The organism is Nitrospira sp., assembly GCA_015709715.1.
Lineage (GTDB): Bacteria > Nitrospirota > Nitrospiria > Nitrospirales > Nitrospiraceae > Nitrospira_A.
The window spans coordinates 3,807,617-3,823,004 of sequence record CP054184.1 but is presented as its reverse complement, the minus strand read 5'-3'; the positions used below and the strand labels follow the sequence as shown (position 1 = coordinate 3,823,004).

12 protein-coding genes and 1 pseudogene are annotated in these 15,388 nt (G+C 51.3%); 2 read left to right on the top strand and 11 right to left on the bottom strand.

Annotated features, from left to right (window positions below; all coding sequences use genetic code 11):
• The 7 genes and pseudogenes from HRU82_18225 to HRU82_18195 form a co-directional block, all read right to left on the bottom strand.
• Entirely contained in the window at positions 1 to 786 is a 786-nt protein-coding gene (locus HRU82_18225) for an ABC transporter permease (GenBank protein ID QOJ37262.1), read from the bottom strand.
• A gap of 556 nt (positions 787 to 1,342) precedes the next feature.
• Complete coding sequence (locus tag HRU82_18220) at positions 1,343 to 2,245, bottom strand: DUF3473 domain-containing protein (protein QOJ37261.1); 903 nt, start codon at positions 2,243 to 2,245, stop codon at positions 1,343 to 1,345.
• A gap of 15 nt (positions 2,246 to 2,260) precedes the next feature.
• A complete protein-coding gene (locus tag HRU82_18215) occupies positions 2,261 to 3,223 on the bottom strand; it encodes a TIGR03013 family PEP-CTERM/XrtA system glycosyltransferase (GenBank protein QOJ36764.1) in 963 nt (320 codons plus the stop codon).
• Positions 3,224 to 3,305: 82 nt separating this feature from the next.
• On the bottom strand, positions 3,306 to 5,666 hold the full coding sequence (locus HRU82_18210; GenBank protein ID QOJ36763.1) for an AAA family ATPase: 2,361 nt from the start codon (positions 5,664 to 5,666) through the stop codon (positions 3,306 to 3,308).
• Between the two features lie 1,073 nt (positions 5,667 to 6,739).
• Positions 6,740 to 6,826, bottom strand: a pseudogene (locus tag HRU82_18205) (TPM domain-containing protein).
• Between the two features lie 424 nt (positions 6,827 to 7,250).
• Positions 7,251 to 7,934: a polysaccharide biosynthesis/export family protein gene (locus HRU82_18200; protein ID QOJ36762.1), complete on the bottom strand. Its 684-nt coding sequence runs from the start codon at positions 7,932 to 7,934 to the stop codon at positions 7,251 to 7,253.
• Positions 7,935 to 8,636 (bottom strand): polysaccharide biosynthesis/export family protein, encoded by a 702-nt coding sequence (locus HRU82_18195; protein ID QOJ36761.1) that lies wholly within the window; start codon positions 8,634 to 8,636, stop codon positions 7,935 to 7,937.
• A 776-nt stretch (positions 8,637 to 9,412) separates the two neighbouring features.
• Between HRU82_18195 and HRU82_18190 the strand changes: the two genes are divergently transcribed.
• Positions 9,413 to 10,027 carry a response regulator transcription factor gene (locus HRU82_18190; GenBank protein QOJ36760.1) on the top strand — a complete coding sequence of 205 codons (615 nt, stop codon included), beginning with the start codon at positions 9,413 to 9,415 and terminating at the stop codon, positions 10,025 to 10,027.
• 209 nt (positions 10,028 to 10,236) lie between these two features.
• Here the strand turns inward: HRU82_18190 and HRU82_18185 are convergent, their stop codons facing one another.
• Positions 10,237 to 10,470: a hypothetical protein gene (locus HRU82_18185; protein ID QOJ36759.1), complete on the bottom strand. Its 234-nt coding sequence runs from the start codon at positions 10,468 to 10,470 to the stop codon at positions 10,237 to 10,239.
• A 318-nt stretch (positions 10,471 to 10,788) separates the two neighbouring features.
• Here HRU82_18185 and HRU82_18180 point away from each other — a divergent pair, with 318 nt between their 5' ends.
• Complete coding sequence (locus HRU82_18180; protein QOJ36758.1) at positions 10,789 to 11,964, top strand: DDE-type integrase/transposase/recombinase; 1,176 nt, start codon at positions 10,789 to 10,791, stop codon at positions 11,962 to 11,964.
• Positions 11,965 to 12,927: 963 nt separating this feature from the next.
• Here the strand turns inward: HRU82_18180 and glgA are convergent.
• Genes glgA through HRU82_18165 form a run of 3 tightly spaced genes read right to left on the bottom strand, consistent with a single transcriptional unit; the run spans position 12,928 to position 15,333 of the window.
• The gene (glgA, locus tag HRU82_18175; protein ID QOJ36757.1) at positions 12,928 to 14,472 is read right to left on the bottom strand and encodes a glycogen synthase GlgA; all 1,545 of its coding nucleotides are present in this window, start codon (positions 14,470 to 14,472) and stop codon (positions 12,928 to 12,930) included.
• A complete protein-coding gene (locus HRU82_18170; protein QOJ36756.1) occupies positions 14,472 to 14,933 on the bottom strand; it encodes a hypothetical protein in 462 nt (153 codons plus the stop codon). The genes glgA and HRU82_18170 overlap by 1 nt, the downstream gene beginning before the upstream one ends.
• 43 nt (positions 14,934 to 14,976) lie before the next feature.
• Positions 14,977 to 15,333, bottom strand: coding sequence for a DUF971 domain-containing protein (locus HRU82_18165; GenBank protein ID QOJ36755.1), 357 nt, complete (start codon positions 15,331 to 15,333; stop codon positions 14,977 to 14,979).
• Positions 15,334 to 15,388 lie beyond the last annotated feature (55 nt).

Below are 15,388 nucleotides of genomic sequence, written 5' to 3'. Positions count from 1 at the left end.
TTAAATCAGATCAGCGAAGGTCCGCTCCACCCTCCTAAAAAAGACGAGTCCTCCTGCCAACAGCAACAGCACTACACCCAAACTCACCCCAATCATGATCCAGTCTGGTGGAACTCTCCCTAGCAGAGCCCATCGCATCCCCTCAATGACGCCGGCCATCGGATTCAATCCATAGAGTAGGCGTAGAGAATCAGGCACCAATGAACTCGGATATAAGACCGGTGAAGCGAACATCCATACTTGTGTCAGCAATGGAACGATAGAGGCAACATCCCGATACTTTACGTTGAGCGCAGAGAGCCATAGGCTTACGGACAGTGCTGTGACAAGAGCAATGACGACGAATAAGGGTAGGAAGATTAAGGCCCACGAAGGCATGACCTGATACCAGACCATCAGCCCAAGTAACAAAAAGAGTCCTACAGCGAAATCCACCACATTGATAAAGGTCGCCGCGATGGGAATGATCAAGCGGGGGAAATAGACTTTCTTGATTAAGCTGCCCTCTGTCACCACACTCAAGGTGCTGCGTTCCAGGCTCTTAGCAAACAAGGACCAAGGCAGGAGAGCAGCCAGTGCAAAGAGGGGGTAAGGTATCCCCTCAGAAGGCATCTTAGCCAGGTAACTAAACACGAGGGTGAAGATTGCGGTGCTCATCAGTGGCTGCATCAGAGCCCAACCAGCTCCAATGGCTGTTTGTGCATACCGCGTTTTTAAATCCCGCCACGCTATGAAATAGAACAACTCGCGTGCAGCCCAGATCTCGCGCCAGTCGATCTGCCACATCCCCTTGCGGGGCTCAATAATCAACACGGACGTATTAGAAGCCACGGCACATCACTCGCTTGTTACACACAGTTCTTCTAAAAAAAGCGGAACACACTGGTTTGCACCCTGTACGGCATAAATGCTGAGGGACATGAAACACTGGAGTACGTAAGAACGCTATCATGGCTTGAAGTATTCCGCTTGGGGAGATTGACTTTGAACTTTTCAAATAAGAGTAGCACAACCTGGGATACACAGAGATTATGGATACCTACCATGTAACCACCCAGGTACGGCTAACCGATCGAGGCTCTCAAGTTCGGTAGGGAGTATAAGGGAATTCGCATCCGATGCGCAGGTGAGTCATTACGTAAGTTGAGGATACCGTTGCATCAAAGTCACCGGAAAGGCACAGGGGCTGTGCTGCTAAGTGAGGACTTCCTGACAGTCAAAAAGATATTAGCAATTCCATCGTTAAAGAATCCGAAGGCCCCACAATTCGCGAAGCGATGTGGCAAACTCCCCTTACGGATGGCGCATCAGTTCGGCAATGGTTTCTCTCAAAAGCTCAATGTCATTGGCAGGTAGAAGGAAGATGTCTTTCTATTGTCCGCGAGACCAGTTTTCCAAGGTACATCTGCTCAATGGGCGGAAACACCTGCCTAATAGGAGCAAAAGAAAAATCCTGAAGCAACATGTTTAGGCGCGATTCAGTCTTATCGAGGTTCAAATAATGTCGCAGGCGCGACATTACAGAACCTTCCATTCTTGGTTGATCCGGATCGAACTCCCACGGATGCAAATACATCACCAATGACGTCCCCTCGCTCTCCAATTTACGAAGAAGAACTCGCGATATAAAGTACGGATACAGCCTAAAATACCCCCCCCCTGCAATTGGCAGCCGAACCCCTGCATATCCTATCGTTGAGGGAGGTACTTCCCATAGTGCTCCCGACGCCGTTTGAATGCAGTGCACAGTCGGTCGTGCCGAAGGTACTCCGTACCGATCATGCAAAATGGGGAAGACGCTAGAATCATACCTATAACCTTCTTGCACGAGAATCTCAGTTGCCCACATCGTGTCGCGAGTAATCGAAAAGCTTGGAGCTCGATAGCCCAGCACTGGAGAGGCAAGAATGTCCTCTAGAATGCCTTTTGCTTTACGAATATCCTCACGAAACATAGCCGGGGTCTGACTCGTGATAAGTTCGTGACCATATCCGTGAGATGCAACTTCGTGCCCAATCGAAGCAATGCGCCGCACTAGGGAGGGAAAGCGCTCAGCCACCCACCCCAAGATGAAAAAAGTTGCCCGCACGTTCGCCGCACTCAATAAATTAAGTAGCTTTTCAGTATTAGCCTCCACTCGACTTTCTAACTGCGACCAGTGCCTTCTGCGCATCGGTGATTCAAATGCAGAAACCTGGAAGTGTTCTTCCACATCGAATGACAGACAATGTCTTTGAGCGGACACCACGATAACTCCCCTTTAACGTGCTCCCTCACCCATTAACATGACCTTCACGGTATGAATCACGATTCGAAGATCCAATATCAGCGAAAGGTTCTTAACGTAAAATAAATCATATTGGAGCTTGACATGCGAATCTTCCTTAGACGCACCGTATCGAAACCTAGTTTGGGCCCACCCGGTAATGCCCGGTCGAACTGTATGTCTTAGATCATAATAAGGAATAGTATTTCTCAATTCTTGAACGAAAACAGGTCGCTCTGGACGAGGACCGACCAAACTCATCTCTCCCCTAACAACGTTAATGAGTTGGGGGAATTCGTCCAGTCGCCACTTACGAAGCCACCGTCCGACTCTAGATATTCGTGGGTCCTCGGCAGATGCCCATCTGGCGCCGTGCAGCTCGGCATCATTACGCATGGACCTGAATTTCCAAATCATGTAAGGACGCCCACGCAACCCCACGCGCATTTGACGATAAAAGACGGTTCCCGGCGAATCCAACTTAATAAGAAGTGCCAATATGCAGCAAAGTGGAAGGAGTAGGATGCCTCCCGTTATTGCAATCACAATATCCACAAACCTCTTCAGAAGCATAGTAACTAATCTGCGACGAAACCCTGTCGAAAAAATCAGAGCGCTCGGCTTCAAATGGTCTATGGAGAGTCGACCGGACTCCTCTTCATATAGATAATGCCCATCAACAACGTCGCGCCCCATCGCCTTCATGTCGAGTAAAGTCTGAACTGGCAAGACCGCTCGCCGATCCTCTAAACATACTGCTACAGTGTGCACTTGATACCGCTCAGCGATTTCGAACAATTGGTCATAGGTTCCGATTATACTCGGATTGACGATCCGCTCACCGATACGGGTAGCATCTTTATCAAGAAAGCCAACCACCTCAGTAAAACCTGTACGCTTTGCCAGCAATGTTTGACAGAGGTCTCGAGCAAGCGGCCCAACCCCAAGAATCAGCACCCGACGCCTAAGCCGAGGTATTGCTAAGGATATTGAAACCAGAGGTTGCTGACCGGGTATACGCTCTATGCGGACGTCCGATTCAGACTTGCTTGACCTGTTCATGATGAGCTTCGCGGTAGTATTCTTGCTGCATATAGTAGGGCGTCGTATGAGCGTCCAACCCATTCAAGATAATTCCGATATTCGCCGTGCTTCCGATCGCACGCAAAGCCTTATGCACAACGTCCCGGCCTGTCATGCTTGCCTTAACTACATAGGCAAGCACATCTGCCATACTGGACAATACATGCATATCCGCGAGAGGTAACACAGGAGGCGCGTCAATAATTACATAATCAAACTTCTCTTTAAGGTCTGTAACCAGCTCTGCAAGCTGATGCATCTTTGATAGCGCCAATGGATTGTCTGCAACAGATCCTGCGGTGAGGATCCACGGACCGGCCTCCCCTAGTCGCTGCATGCAGTCCTCAATTGTTTTAGTCCCGCGAAGCACCTCTGCCAACCCAGGCTGTTGCCAAAGCCCCGCATAGATGTGCTGCATTGGGCGCTTAAGATCGCAATCAATTACAAGCGTCCTTCGGTCCAAATCTTTGGCGAGCACATAGCCAAGATTGAGAGCCGTTGAAGACTTTCCTTCCCCCATAACCGCACTGGTAACCACTATGGTAGTACTCTTCCGTTCGCCCGACATTAGTTCAAGTCTGGTTGCTGCAACACGATATTGCTCGGCAACGAACGATAACGGCCTCCACATCGACACCAATTCAAGGCCCGGAGCTGGCTTCTGAAGCTGTCCTCCTTGAATACTGTGTTTCATCGATGATGTGATGGCAGGCAATCCTCGAGAATTCCTGTACTCCTCGTCTTGCTCTCCCTTACTCGATAGCATCAATGAAGAAGCCCTTCCGCTCTTGCGAGAGAACGCCCTTACCGTTTGCATCGTCCCACCAAAAGCACTCTCATACAGTGGAATCGATGCAATGACTGGCAACCCCAGAGTAATTTCAACCTCCTCTGCCGATCGAAACCCACGCCCCATAAGTTCAAGCCCCACCGCACCCCCAATTCCCAGTGCACACCCAACAGCAAGCCCCGCCAACATGATGAGGGGAATATTGGGGATAACTGGAACAACTGGTGTATACGCCGGATCCACAATACTGAACTTAGCCCCTTTGCGTCCTTGGGCCAAGCTCTTCTGTACCCCTGCACTAAGCTTCTTATCTAACAGAGATTGATAATTTTTCTGGAGGTTTTCGTAATCTCGTTCCAATGTTTTTAGCTTTTGCTCCCGCTCAGGCGTCCTTTCCACTCGTTTTTCATACTGTGACATTTCCGCGGCAATATGTGCCTGTCGACGCTTCACCGCATCCAACTCCAGCACTATATCATCTCGCTGCCTCAGTAGTTCTGCATGGTAGGGGTCTATGCTTTTTCTCTTGCCTCGCTTTGCCTCGGCGGTATCTTCAGGAACATCATTGTCTGGGAGTAGGTCCCGATATTGAGCCGACGTCATCTCTCTGAGCTTTCTAATCTCCTCTTTGACCTGAACTAGGTCAGGATAAGTTTCCTTATACATAGACGACAGCTCAACTAGTCGACGCTCCAGCTCTTTAATTCTCGCCAACCGCGGATCCTTATTTCGCTTAGCGGCGCCACCAGGCGCATCACTAATCTCGCCGGTTTCCTCGTAATCCTTGATTGATTTATCAAGCTGAATTAGACGGCTACTCAAATTCTGAGCCTGTTCACCTTGAGTCTTCATATCATCCTGAAGGCGATCCAACTTGCGAAGATTAGCATCAATTTGCTGTGGTAATTCTCCTAAATATTGCTGTTTGAATTCAGAGATAATTTTTTCTTTTGCCTCTAACTCCGCCTTGGCATGCCTCAACTCCAACCCTAAAAAATCCTCAGCCGCCTCAACCCCTCGTTCACGATCCTTCAGTGTTTCTTCGATAAACAAATCGCTCAGCCTGGAAGTTACATCCCTGGCAAGGGTAGGATCTTCGCTTGAGAATGACAGTGTAATAAAAAGCTTGTCTTTTGTTGGTTCCACCTTAATAGAGCCACGCATTGCCCGAACAGCATTCTCTGAGTCTATTCCTTCAGGCCGCTCTTTATCGTATCCAAAGAGGCCGAACTCCCCAGCTATTTGCCCCAGGGTCTTACGACCCATGACAAACTGCCGTACCTCCATGACTCTATCGTCAAGGGTAGGCACATAGGCTCCCCCCCCAGGACTTGGTCCACTCACAATAGACTCTTCAATCTTCGCACCTTCAAACCACATCTTAGTGCTCGATTGATAAATCTTGGGCATTAACGCACACACTGCGCCCGCGATGCTAAGCGAGACCAAAATTGCAGAAAAAACAAGCCACTTTCTGCTAACAACCGCCCGCCAATAGTCTTCTGGCGACAACGTGCGCGTGTTCATTTCTTTAAATCTATCCCTCCTGCTCCAGGCTTTCCTGAATCCGTCGTTGCTCCCACTGAAGGACTCCCCCAAAATGCTCCAGCCCTAAAGAAATCTCCACGCGGGGAGTACGCATAGGTAAATCCAAGGAGTACTACCTGCTTTGCAAATCCTAGATCACCAGAACTTGTAGTATTTACTTGGTTGTCAAACATCAACCATTGGTGACTCAACCTCGCTGCAAATGTAGGAGTGATGAGATAGCTCAGAGCAACCGTCGTGCCATAGGTACTAAAAGTCGTCGCAATAGCATCTGAAGTATAACTACTATGCGCGAAATTGAAGAGAGCTTGGCCCGTCAGCCTATCGGTAATCCCAGCCATCCCACCTAATGAAATCATATGGGTATATATAGGCCCCGCTGATTGAACAAAACTGGGATACACACCCAAATTATATGCGAGCATAAGCCGGTATGATCCAGGACTAGCTATACCTCCGGGCATATTCATGCCCGGAAGCATGGGGAGAAAACTCCCGCTACTTGGTAATGGCGCAGCCCCACCTCCCGTTGCTTCTTGAATTTCACTTCCTAACTTTCGAAGGAAGGAAGATCCTGAGGCATAAACTACGCCAAATCCACCAGTGGGAAACATGGTAGCAGGGATTCGACGGTTTCCCCCCGCTGCACTTATATCCGGGATTGGTTCAATGAGCGTTAATCCACCATTAAGAAACGAACTCCACTCCTTGGTCCACATTCTTCCCCACCCCAAAGTACCAGAATGAGTAGTATAGTCCCCAAATTGTGGCTGTGACATCTGTGTAAACGTATATCGAACGTTTAAGGTATCGACCGCCGAGATCTTGGACACTGGTCCGGCGCTAATTGTATGGGTTGCTGTATCGAAAACTGTTCCTACCGTCTGCCCAGAAGTGACGGCTTGCGGAGCATATGCACCACCGAAGCTGAGCTGGGAATAGGTATACGTAGTCTGAAAATCAGTGGTAGGTGAGAGGGAATAGGAGTCTGCAAACCCTACATTAAAAATGGAGGTCCTAATCCTCTGACTTAGCAGGCCAGAATCAGCGGGACCAGATATTCCCACCCCCCCCATCCCGAATCCGCCGAACCCCCCACCGAACCCGCCAAAGCCACCACCAAGACTTCCGCCTCCGAAGGCAGGCGCTGATGGCATGTATTGATACGTACCAAATATTCGAAACGCCCTCATTCTTGGCAGGACACGATTCACCGCCTGGGCGAGGTCAATACCTGCGGAGGCGATAAACCCGACATTGTCCAACTCAGAATTGTGCGCAAACTTCTGTATGAGAGCACCGACGGATAAATTTGTCTTAATCAGTGAACTGCTCTGCAGAAAATTTAATTGTGGTGTAACGGTTGTAATGAAGTCATCTGCTTTAATTCCTGAGGCGAGTTGAGACTTGGGCGTAAAAAACACGTTGGTATCATATTGCTCCATAACGGATAGAGAGGGTACGACTCGTATCTGTTGCGCCACTGCCTGAAAGGAATTTCCATCCCATAACAGAATGAGAACCACTATCGCCCAAGCAATACCACTGCTCTTCAAGACATGATTATGGAACCACAATGACATCACCTGCTTTGAGGAAAAAGTTTCCCTCCGAATTCTTACCCTGGATAATATCTTCATATGGAACAGGAATTTGTATTTGCTTGGGCTGGCCTTGACCATTTGGAACAACTCTCAGAACATGGATCTTGTTTCGAGAAGCAAAAGTGGTGAATCCACCAGCTAGGGAGATACCCTGCAAGACAGTAGCATACGATTTCAACGGCACTTTGCCGGGTTTTGAGACTTCCCCTAGCACATATACATAGTAGCTATTGACCTCCTTCACCTGCACAGAAACGGTAGGATTGGGCATGAACTCTGTCAGACCATCCGCGATCCTCTTGGCAAGCACATTCGCGGTCATACCCGCAGCCTGAATATCGCCAACTAGTGGTAAAGAGATTTTCCCATCGGGCCGGATAACCACTTCGCGTGACAGATCCTGATTTCTCCATACATTTACGACTAGAATATCTTCCGGGCCCAGCAGGAACTCATTTGGCGGAATGTAGGTTACATTAAAGTCAACTTGCTCTCCCCCTAGCCAGCAGCCCTGTAGAGTCATAAATGCGGCGAGGACAATACATACCGCCCCTTGCCACCTTCTGCAACCGAAAGTTTTCAATTTCGCGGCTCCTTTGATGCTCATCGGTACGGCGCTAGAAGAGAAACCGTAATTGCGCATCTATCTCGAAGGTAAAACCACCATCGTCTCAGAGGGAACAACGATCTGATCTCCCGGCTTCAATTCAATGTTCTGATCCGACCCATCCCTGAGAACTATATCATCATAACTAGCTTTAATTTTGTTTAACCCTTCTCCGTCTTTCCCGAACCGAAACACTACAATCTTGTTCCGTGCTGCTACCTGAGTAAAGCCATGGGCGATAGTAATCGCCTGAAGTAGAGTGGTCTTACTCTTCAGTGGATACTTGCCTGGGGCATTAACTTCACCTAATACATAGATTTGGTAGCTATTCACCTCTCGGACCAAGATCGAGACGGTGGGGTTTTCCATGTAGGATTTGAGCCGAGCGGAAATCTCTTCTGTTAGCTGGGCCGCAGTTCTCCCCACAGCTGACACATCTCCGATGAGGGGAAGTGAAATTCTTCCATCCGGACGAACCTGGACCTGCTTCGAGAGATCAGCATTCTTCCACACAGTAATTTCCAGAACATCTTCCGGCCCCATTATGTAATCCGGGGTTACGGTGAGTGAAGACTTCTCTGCGCCCTCCGTCCCTTGTCGAGTAGTAGAGCCTCCTCCCGTAGAGGAAGGCCCAGCGATTAGACGAATCTGTGGTGCTTGCTCATATGAAGTTGCAGACGCCCACCACGGAAGCCCAATTAAAAAAACTCCGAGGCCGAACAATACTTTCTTATTCATAACGCTTTCTCCCTCGATAATACGACCACCAGTCTGACAGATGAGCCTACCACTGCTATTAACTGACAGAGAAGAGAAACTTAAGTCCTGCAAAGTAGGCCCTATTCTCTGGAAGGACCAAGCGGCAATCTCCTAGTCCAACGAACTTCAGCCAATGTGGGAATCTTGGCACTTTCAACTGAGGTCGGCACGTAACTTCCATCACTTGATCGCGCAATGGAGCCTGATCCATCAGAAGAGGTATTCTCCTACTACTAATATCCAGAGAGAAAGCATTCCCTCGGCACGATCCTTCCCTTGAGATCAGCCCTGAGAAATATCGCATATACGTAATATAACTGATCGACATTGTACGATTTGCGCGCATTAGGCCTGAACCAATAGGTCATCATTCCCCCAAAGCTGAGAAAGAATGACCCTCTGCGATGCTTCTCGTGCGCCAGCGAGAACGTCCTTTCAGCCACAAATCTGAATGATACCCTTCATGAACCGGAGAAAAACAAGAATAGCCTTTATATCAGATCTTCCACAACGATGCTCATCGCTTATAAGGTTTGTTCAACACGGAAGAGGTTGTGGCATACTGTTTGCGTAAAGAAATTGAGTCGAAAGTATAGTGCGCTCCTTCTGCTCGAACAATACCAACGAAGAAGAACTACATCCCCCTAAAGCGTCATTTGACTACCTCAAAAGTATTATGTAGCCTTACTAGAAGTGGATCCACGCTATAGACACAGGGCCGTTATCCCAGTCAGGGAACCAAGCATAGGAGTGGCATGGTGAATCAGAACACCGCTCAAACACAGGACAATGTAGACTCTCTTGCTGATCAGCGCGCCGGGTCTGGAATCGTAGTTTTGTCTTCTTCAATGCAACTGCTCCACATGAATCGACAAGCCGCCGAGCTGTCCAAGCTAATGCACATCAGCCATACCGGGGGAGGGCTACCCAAGACCGCCAACGGTGTGCTCCCAGCCGTACTAACAGAACTTTGCGCTGAGATCATCAAAGCTCTTCAAGTTCGCACCGAAGCAAAAGATTGGGAACAATTTGAAATCAAGCGAATCGCGGGGAATCCTAACCAGCCGATACTTCTGAGAGGCTTTGGCCTGCCCGACCGAGAAGGGATTCAGCATGCTCGCCTAGTTGTCACGATGGAAGAACTAGGACGCCGCAATCATCTGAATACAGATCAGGCCAAAGAACGATTTCAGCTTACCAACAGAGAGCAGACAGTTATTGAAAACCTAGCTAAAGGATGGACGAACAAAGAAATAGCAAACGCTCTCAAGATTACGGAGCAGACCGTTAAAGAGCACATTAAACACATCATGAGAAAGACAAACTCCACAACTCGGACAGGAGTCCTAGTTCAGGTCTTTCGATCCTAGTGTAATGACTTGCCAAGCGCGGCCCCCGTATGTGTGCATGGCGTGGTTGGTGATGATGGTGCTGGCGGCGAGAGGAACGTCGCCAATTTCTCAGCGGGTGTGAGGCCCTGGAGGGCCATGGAAAATCGGTCGTGGTTGTACCGATGCTCCCAGGCACGCAGGGCCTGAGCCGCTGATGTCAAGCCGTCGAAGGTCGAGCGACTCTAAAATTATTCCTCATCGATATGATAACTTCGCTCCACTTTGCCGTTCTGTTCAGGCCGCCGCGGAGCAATATGGCGGAGGCGGATGCCAGCTTCTTGCACCACCAGCGCAAAGGCCAGCGGGAATTCTGTCCAGTTGTCGACCTGAACTTTCTGAATGGGGAACGACAGAGCCTGTCGCACCGTGGCCAAGAAGTCAAGACTGGTGCCGTGATACTTCCGCGGATAGAGGCGCAACACGCGATACCGCGTGCAGTCGTCGAGGGCGTGTACTGGAAACGTTTCTGGCTGGCGACTTTCACTTCCTTCACGTCGACCTGCACACATTCGTCGGAATGCTCTTTACTGAAGAGGATTAGGTGGCGTGAGCGCCGTGGCTCGGTCCGTCGGACGGGGGGAGAGCCGAGATCCCGGCAGATCCGGCGAATCGTGGCGGCCGCCACATAGATGGGATGCATCCGGTTCAGCCAGATGCGCGTCCGCATCGCTCCGAAGTGCAGGTCGCAGCGGACGTGCTCGATCAGGCGCACCGTTTCCTCGGACAGCCGCCGCCGTCGCTTGAACGGGTGGCGCGGCACCAACCCGGCGGCCCACTGGCTGAAATATCTTGTTGAGAATGGGCCCCTCCACTGCGCGAGAGTCGCAGCACCATTGAAGGAGGGACAGTATGTCGACGATCACGACCAAGGAGTTGACGACACTGAAGATCCCCAGACGGTATCACCACACCGTCAAGAGCCGCCTCGCCATCGTGCACTATGCAACGGACTACGGGATCAAAGGAGCGGCCCGGCGCGGCGGTTTGGCCTGGATCGGAAGACGGTCCGAGCGTGGCGCCGCCGCTTGCAGGCCGCCGGTCTCGTGGGCCTGGTTCCGCGCTACCCGCCGATCCGTGCACGCCGCATTGCGGAGTCGACCGTGGCGTTGATTGAACACGCCCGGCGCGATCTGATGTACGGGGCGGTCCGCACCCGGATTTGGCTCGAGCGTGTCCATCGGATCCGGGTCGCCGCGGCCACGATTCGCCGGATCTGCCACCGGCTCGGCTATCCATCGCTCCGCCGCAAACCCTCACGACGTCCTCGGCAACTAACGCTCTTCAGTCGCGAGCGACCGGGGGACTGTGTCCAGGTGGACGTCAAGGAAGTCAAAGTGGCGGGTGCGACGTATTTCCAATACACCGCTATCGACGACTGCACGCGCTATCGGATTCTCCGTCTCTATCCCCGGAAAAATCATCAGACCAGTCATACCTTCTTCAGCACCCTTCGGGCCGCGCTCCCATTTCCCATCCGCAAAGTACAGGTCGACAACGGCGCAGAGTTCTCGCTCGCCTTTGCCCTCACGGTTCAACAGGCTGGGGTGCGGCTACGCTACATTAAGCCGCGATGTCCGGAGCAGAACGGCAAAGTCGAACGCAGTCATCGTGTTGATAACGAGGAGTTTTGGAGTCGGTCAACGTTTGCCGGTTTCGCACCGGCGGCCGAAGCCGTACTGGCCTGGGAACACCGCTACAACCACGAGCGCTTCTCCATGGCCCTCATTGGCCTCACCCCGGCCGAGAAACTCGCGACATTCACGGCTCCGTCTCCGCTTCCGTCAGGCACCGTCCTCCCGCATCCGGTTCCCACTTCGACCTCGACCATGGACCCGCCGCCAATCGCGTGTCCTGAGCCACTTGTGCGACGGGTGCTCTGTCACAACCACGACCTAAACCCTGGGGTCACTTCTTGACAAGTCATTACACCTTCGTCGTGATCATTCTCATCGGACCCCCCCTTGTACTGGTGCGTGACTGTAGCCCATGCGGGGGGCCAACTCTCAACAAGATTTCAGCTTGGGGATACTCAAGGGTACATCAGATTACATATAGGGCGGTACAACTGGCATTGGCCTGACGGTGGGTGCCCCCTCATCGGTTCTCTCGAACCTAAGCTTATTAATTTCTTCTCGCCCCGACCACAATTCCAACTCAAGTCCAACCCCCAAAAAGTTACAACGGGTCCGCGTGGAAGAATCATCACACTGATTCATTTTCAGCACACCTCCTTAGCCACCAAAATTTATTAAATTCTGTACTATCAATAACTTGCTGTGTCCATCCGCAGGCTCAACAATTGCTCCCTCGCGCAGTCAGAGTCGAACGATGAAGTCGAGGGACACGGGCATGACTGGCACCAGAAACGTAACCTGGCTGGTTGCAGTTACTGCAACCCTGTTATTGGCGGGATGTCAGGCTAGCCCGCCCATAACATCCGTTCGATACGATAATATCGGCTTTATGGCATTGTGGAAGACCTATACACACTGCCTTTCGACCGAAGATAGTCAGCTAGCCGTGGAGGACGCTCAAAAACTGTCATCGATGAGTCGAATAGACACAACTGTATCATCCCGCCCCAAGCATGCTCTCCTTTCGATCCCCTTCGCCGGCGAAGTCCCCCAAACAACCGCAAGGCTGGCTGTGGATGTACAGGCTATGGCAGCGTCTTGCAGCCTTCACACAGGAATACTTGCAACTTCAGCAGGAGAATCTGAGCTGGCAAGAGACCATTTTCAGAAGGTCGTGAATAGCCATACGCAAGCTGCCTATTCCTATTACAGAGATCAGGCCAGAGCCCATCTCTACGAGTTAGAGATCTCGCGCCAAGCTTCTCTCCACTAATCGATCTACCAGCAGAATACCTCCCGCTATTTTTATTCAGTTGGAGTTTTATCCGCTAACTGTTCGAAAAGTTGAAGGTAAATCGAGGCGGAACGAGTCCATGAAAGGTTCTGGCTCATTCCTGTCTTAATGAGGCTGCTCCAGTCTGCCTTTTTCCGATAAACCGAAAGCGCCAGGAGCAGGCTCGTAAGCAACGAGGAAACGGTGGTATCGGTAAAGCTAAATCCCGTAGCACGCGAGTCTTTAAACGTGCGAGGCGTATAGGGGACAACCGTATCAACGAGTCCTCCGGTACTTCTCACGACCGGCACGGTGCCATAGCGGAGACTATAGAGCTGACTGAGTCCACAGGGCTCATACCGAGACGGCATAACAAAAATATCCGAAGCGGCCTCAATCCGGTGCGCCAGTCCCTCGTCAAAGATATTACGGAAGGCAATTCGCTCTTTATACTGCTCGGCTAACCCTTGAACTTGCTTCTCATATGTGACATCGCCGGTCCCAAGGATCACCATCTGCAAACTCAACTCCATAAGTTCCGGGATAACTTGAATAATAAGGTCGATCCCCTTCTGAGCAGCCAGGCGAGTGATCACCCCCAACATAGGGACTTTCAAACGGCGGAGCCCCAACTCCCGCTGCAGCTCCACCTTGCAAACGGCTTTCCCAGTTAGATCCTGACTGGAGTATGAGGCGGGTAAATAGGGATCTGTGGCAGGGTTCCAGAAATCGACGTCGATACCATTCACCACTCCGTGCAACACATGCTTTCGCTCCTTCAATACCCCATCAAGGCCGAATCCATAGTCAGCCGTCTGGATTTCACGGCTATAGGTCGGGCTCACGGTGGTGAGTAGATCGGCAAAGACCAGCCCTCCCTTCAGTAGATTGACCGACCCATAAAATTCCAGCGAAGCGGGAGCAAAAAGAGACGCTGGTAGGTCGGTGAGATAAAAGTTCTCACCGGGAAACAATCCCTGATACCCGAGATTATGGATCGTGAGGGCGCTCTTGGTAAGGGCAAATGCCGCCCGTTCTCGATACAGGGCGCGCAAATATACAGCACAGAGCGCAGCCTGCCAGTCGTGAAGATGCAATATGTCAGTAAGCCAGTGTTCCTGCTCACCAATATAGAGCAGCCACTCCATCACGCTACGACAAAACAAGGCGAAGCGCTCTAAATTATCCGGATAGTCATGCCCGCCGTCCTGGTACAAGCCGGATCGAGCAAAAAACGGATCATGGCGGACGGTAAATACCCGCAATCCGCTTCCCGCGAGAAGCCTCTCTGATGGGCCAATGAGCTCTTGTATCTCGACAGGGCAGTCTCCTGCCGATGTAGGAACTGACAACCGAGCATAGGTTCGCCACTGATACCCGAGTGATTCAACCTGCCTGTAGAAGGGGAGCACCACGCAGACTTCGTGACCGAGTCTGGCAAATTGAACGGCCAGCGCTCCAACGACATCAGCCAGCCCACCGGTTTTTGCAAAAGGCACAACCTCGGACGACACCATGCAGATGCGCAGGGGACGCATGGCTTGTATCGGGTCAATCTGAGAGGGAAAAGAAACCATCACTGCCCGATAGAAGAGGATTCAAGGCTGGTTCGAAATTGAGCCTCATGCTTCCATGATTTGCCGATCGCATGCAATTTGTCGGCGGACATTTCTTCCTGATACACAAGGGTTTCGTCAAGAAACACAAGGTAGCGACCTCGACTCACATAGGCCATGAACAGTGCCTCACCGGCCTCCAGCCCAATTTCCCACCCTTGCGGTGATTCCCCCAAGGCCATCCTGGCCTGGGGGATCAATCGCCCATCTTTCATTCCGAAAAAATGGGTAAACTGCTGATGCACATAGGTGGGCTCACCCCAGGTCTCGACAAAAGCGCGCGGCGTGAGCTGACGCAAGCGCAACTCACCCGCGTCGACCCACCGTTTCTGTTGATCCAGAGGTGCGAGACTTGAGCAGGCCGCTGACAAAACCCCAACCAACGTCCATACGACAACACAGCTCAATCGATGAGGCTTCATTTCCGAATTCTTTTTCCTCAACATCTTGGCTTGCAGCATTCGGCTAAAGAAGCCGCCTAGATTTCGGCTCCGCCGGCTTGACGGGCTGACAAACATCGCAGCGACACAGCCGACGTAAAAAGGCATAGGAGTAGAGCCCGGTATCGTGCCCATCGCTCCAGGTAAATTGCAGCGCATACCGTCCGACCGATTGCACATCTTGCAGCATGATCACCATCGGCACATCATCCGGCTTCAAGCGCAGCTCGCCCGTCCATTCATCCGTGCAAGCGGCACAGGGGCAATGCTGCCGGAGGTATCGCACCGGATACACGGCCCTATGCCCATCACTCCAGGCGATCCCCAGCACGCCTTTCTCCACCCATTCCATATCCACTGGCTCAAGAACCGTCTCACTCATGCTGCCGAAAGCTCCATTTCAGACGCGACAGAACAAGCCACTCACGCCGTCCCTA

Bases quoted from the DNA above. Each gene is read 5' to 3' on its own strand.
- HRU82_18210 (QOJ36763.1), bottom strand. From the start codon at position 5,666: ATGAACACGCGCACGTTGTCGCCAGAAGACTATTGGCGGGCGGTTGTT.
- HRU82_18200 (QOJ36762.1), bottom strand. From the start codon at position 7,934: ATGCGCAATTACGGTTTCTCTTCTAGCGCCGTACCGATGAGCATCAAA.
- HRU82_18190 (QOJ36760.1), top strand. From the start codon at position 9,413: ATGGTGAATCAGAACACCGCTCAAACACAGGACAATGTAGACTCTCTT.
- HRU82_18165 (QOJ36755.1), bottom strand. From the start codon at position 15,333: ATGAGTGAGACGGTTCTTGAGCCAGTGGATATGGAATGGGTGGAGAAA.
- HRU82_18195 (QOJ36761.1), bottom strand. From the start codon at position 8,636: ATGAATAAGAAAGTATTGTTCGGCCTCGGAGTTTTTTTAATTGGGCTT.
- HRU82_18225 (QOJ37262.1), bottom strand. From the start codon at position 786: ATGTGGCAGATCGACTGGCGCGAGATCTGGGCTGCACGCGAGTTGTTC.
- HRU82_18170 (QOJ36756.1), bottom strand. From the start codon at position 14,933: ATGAAGCCTCATCGATTGAGCTGTGTTGTCGTATGGACGTTGGTTGGG.
- glgA (QOJ36757.1), bottom strand. From the start codon at position 14,472: ATGGTTTCTTTTCCCTCTCAGATTGACCCGATACAAGCCATGCGTCCC.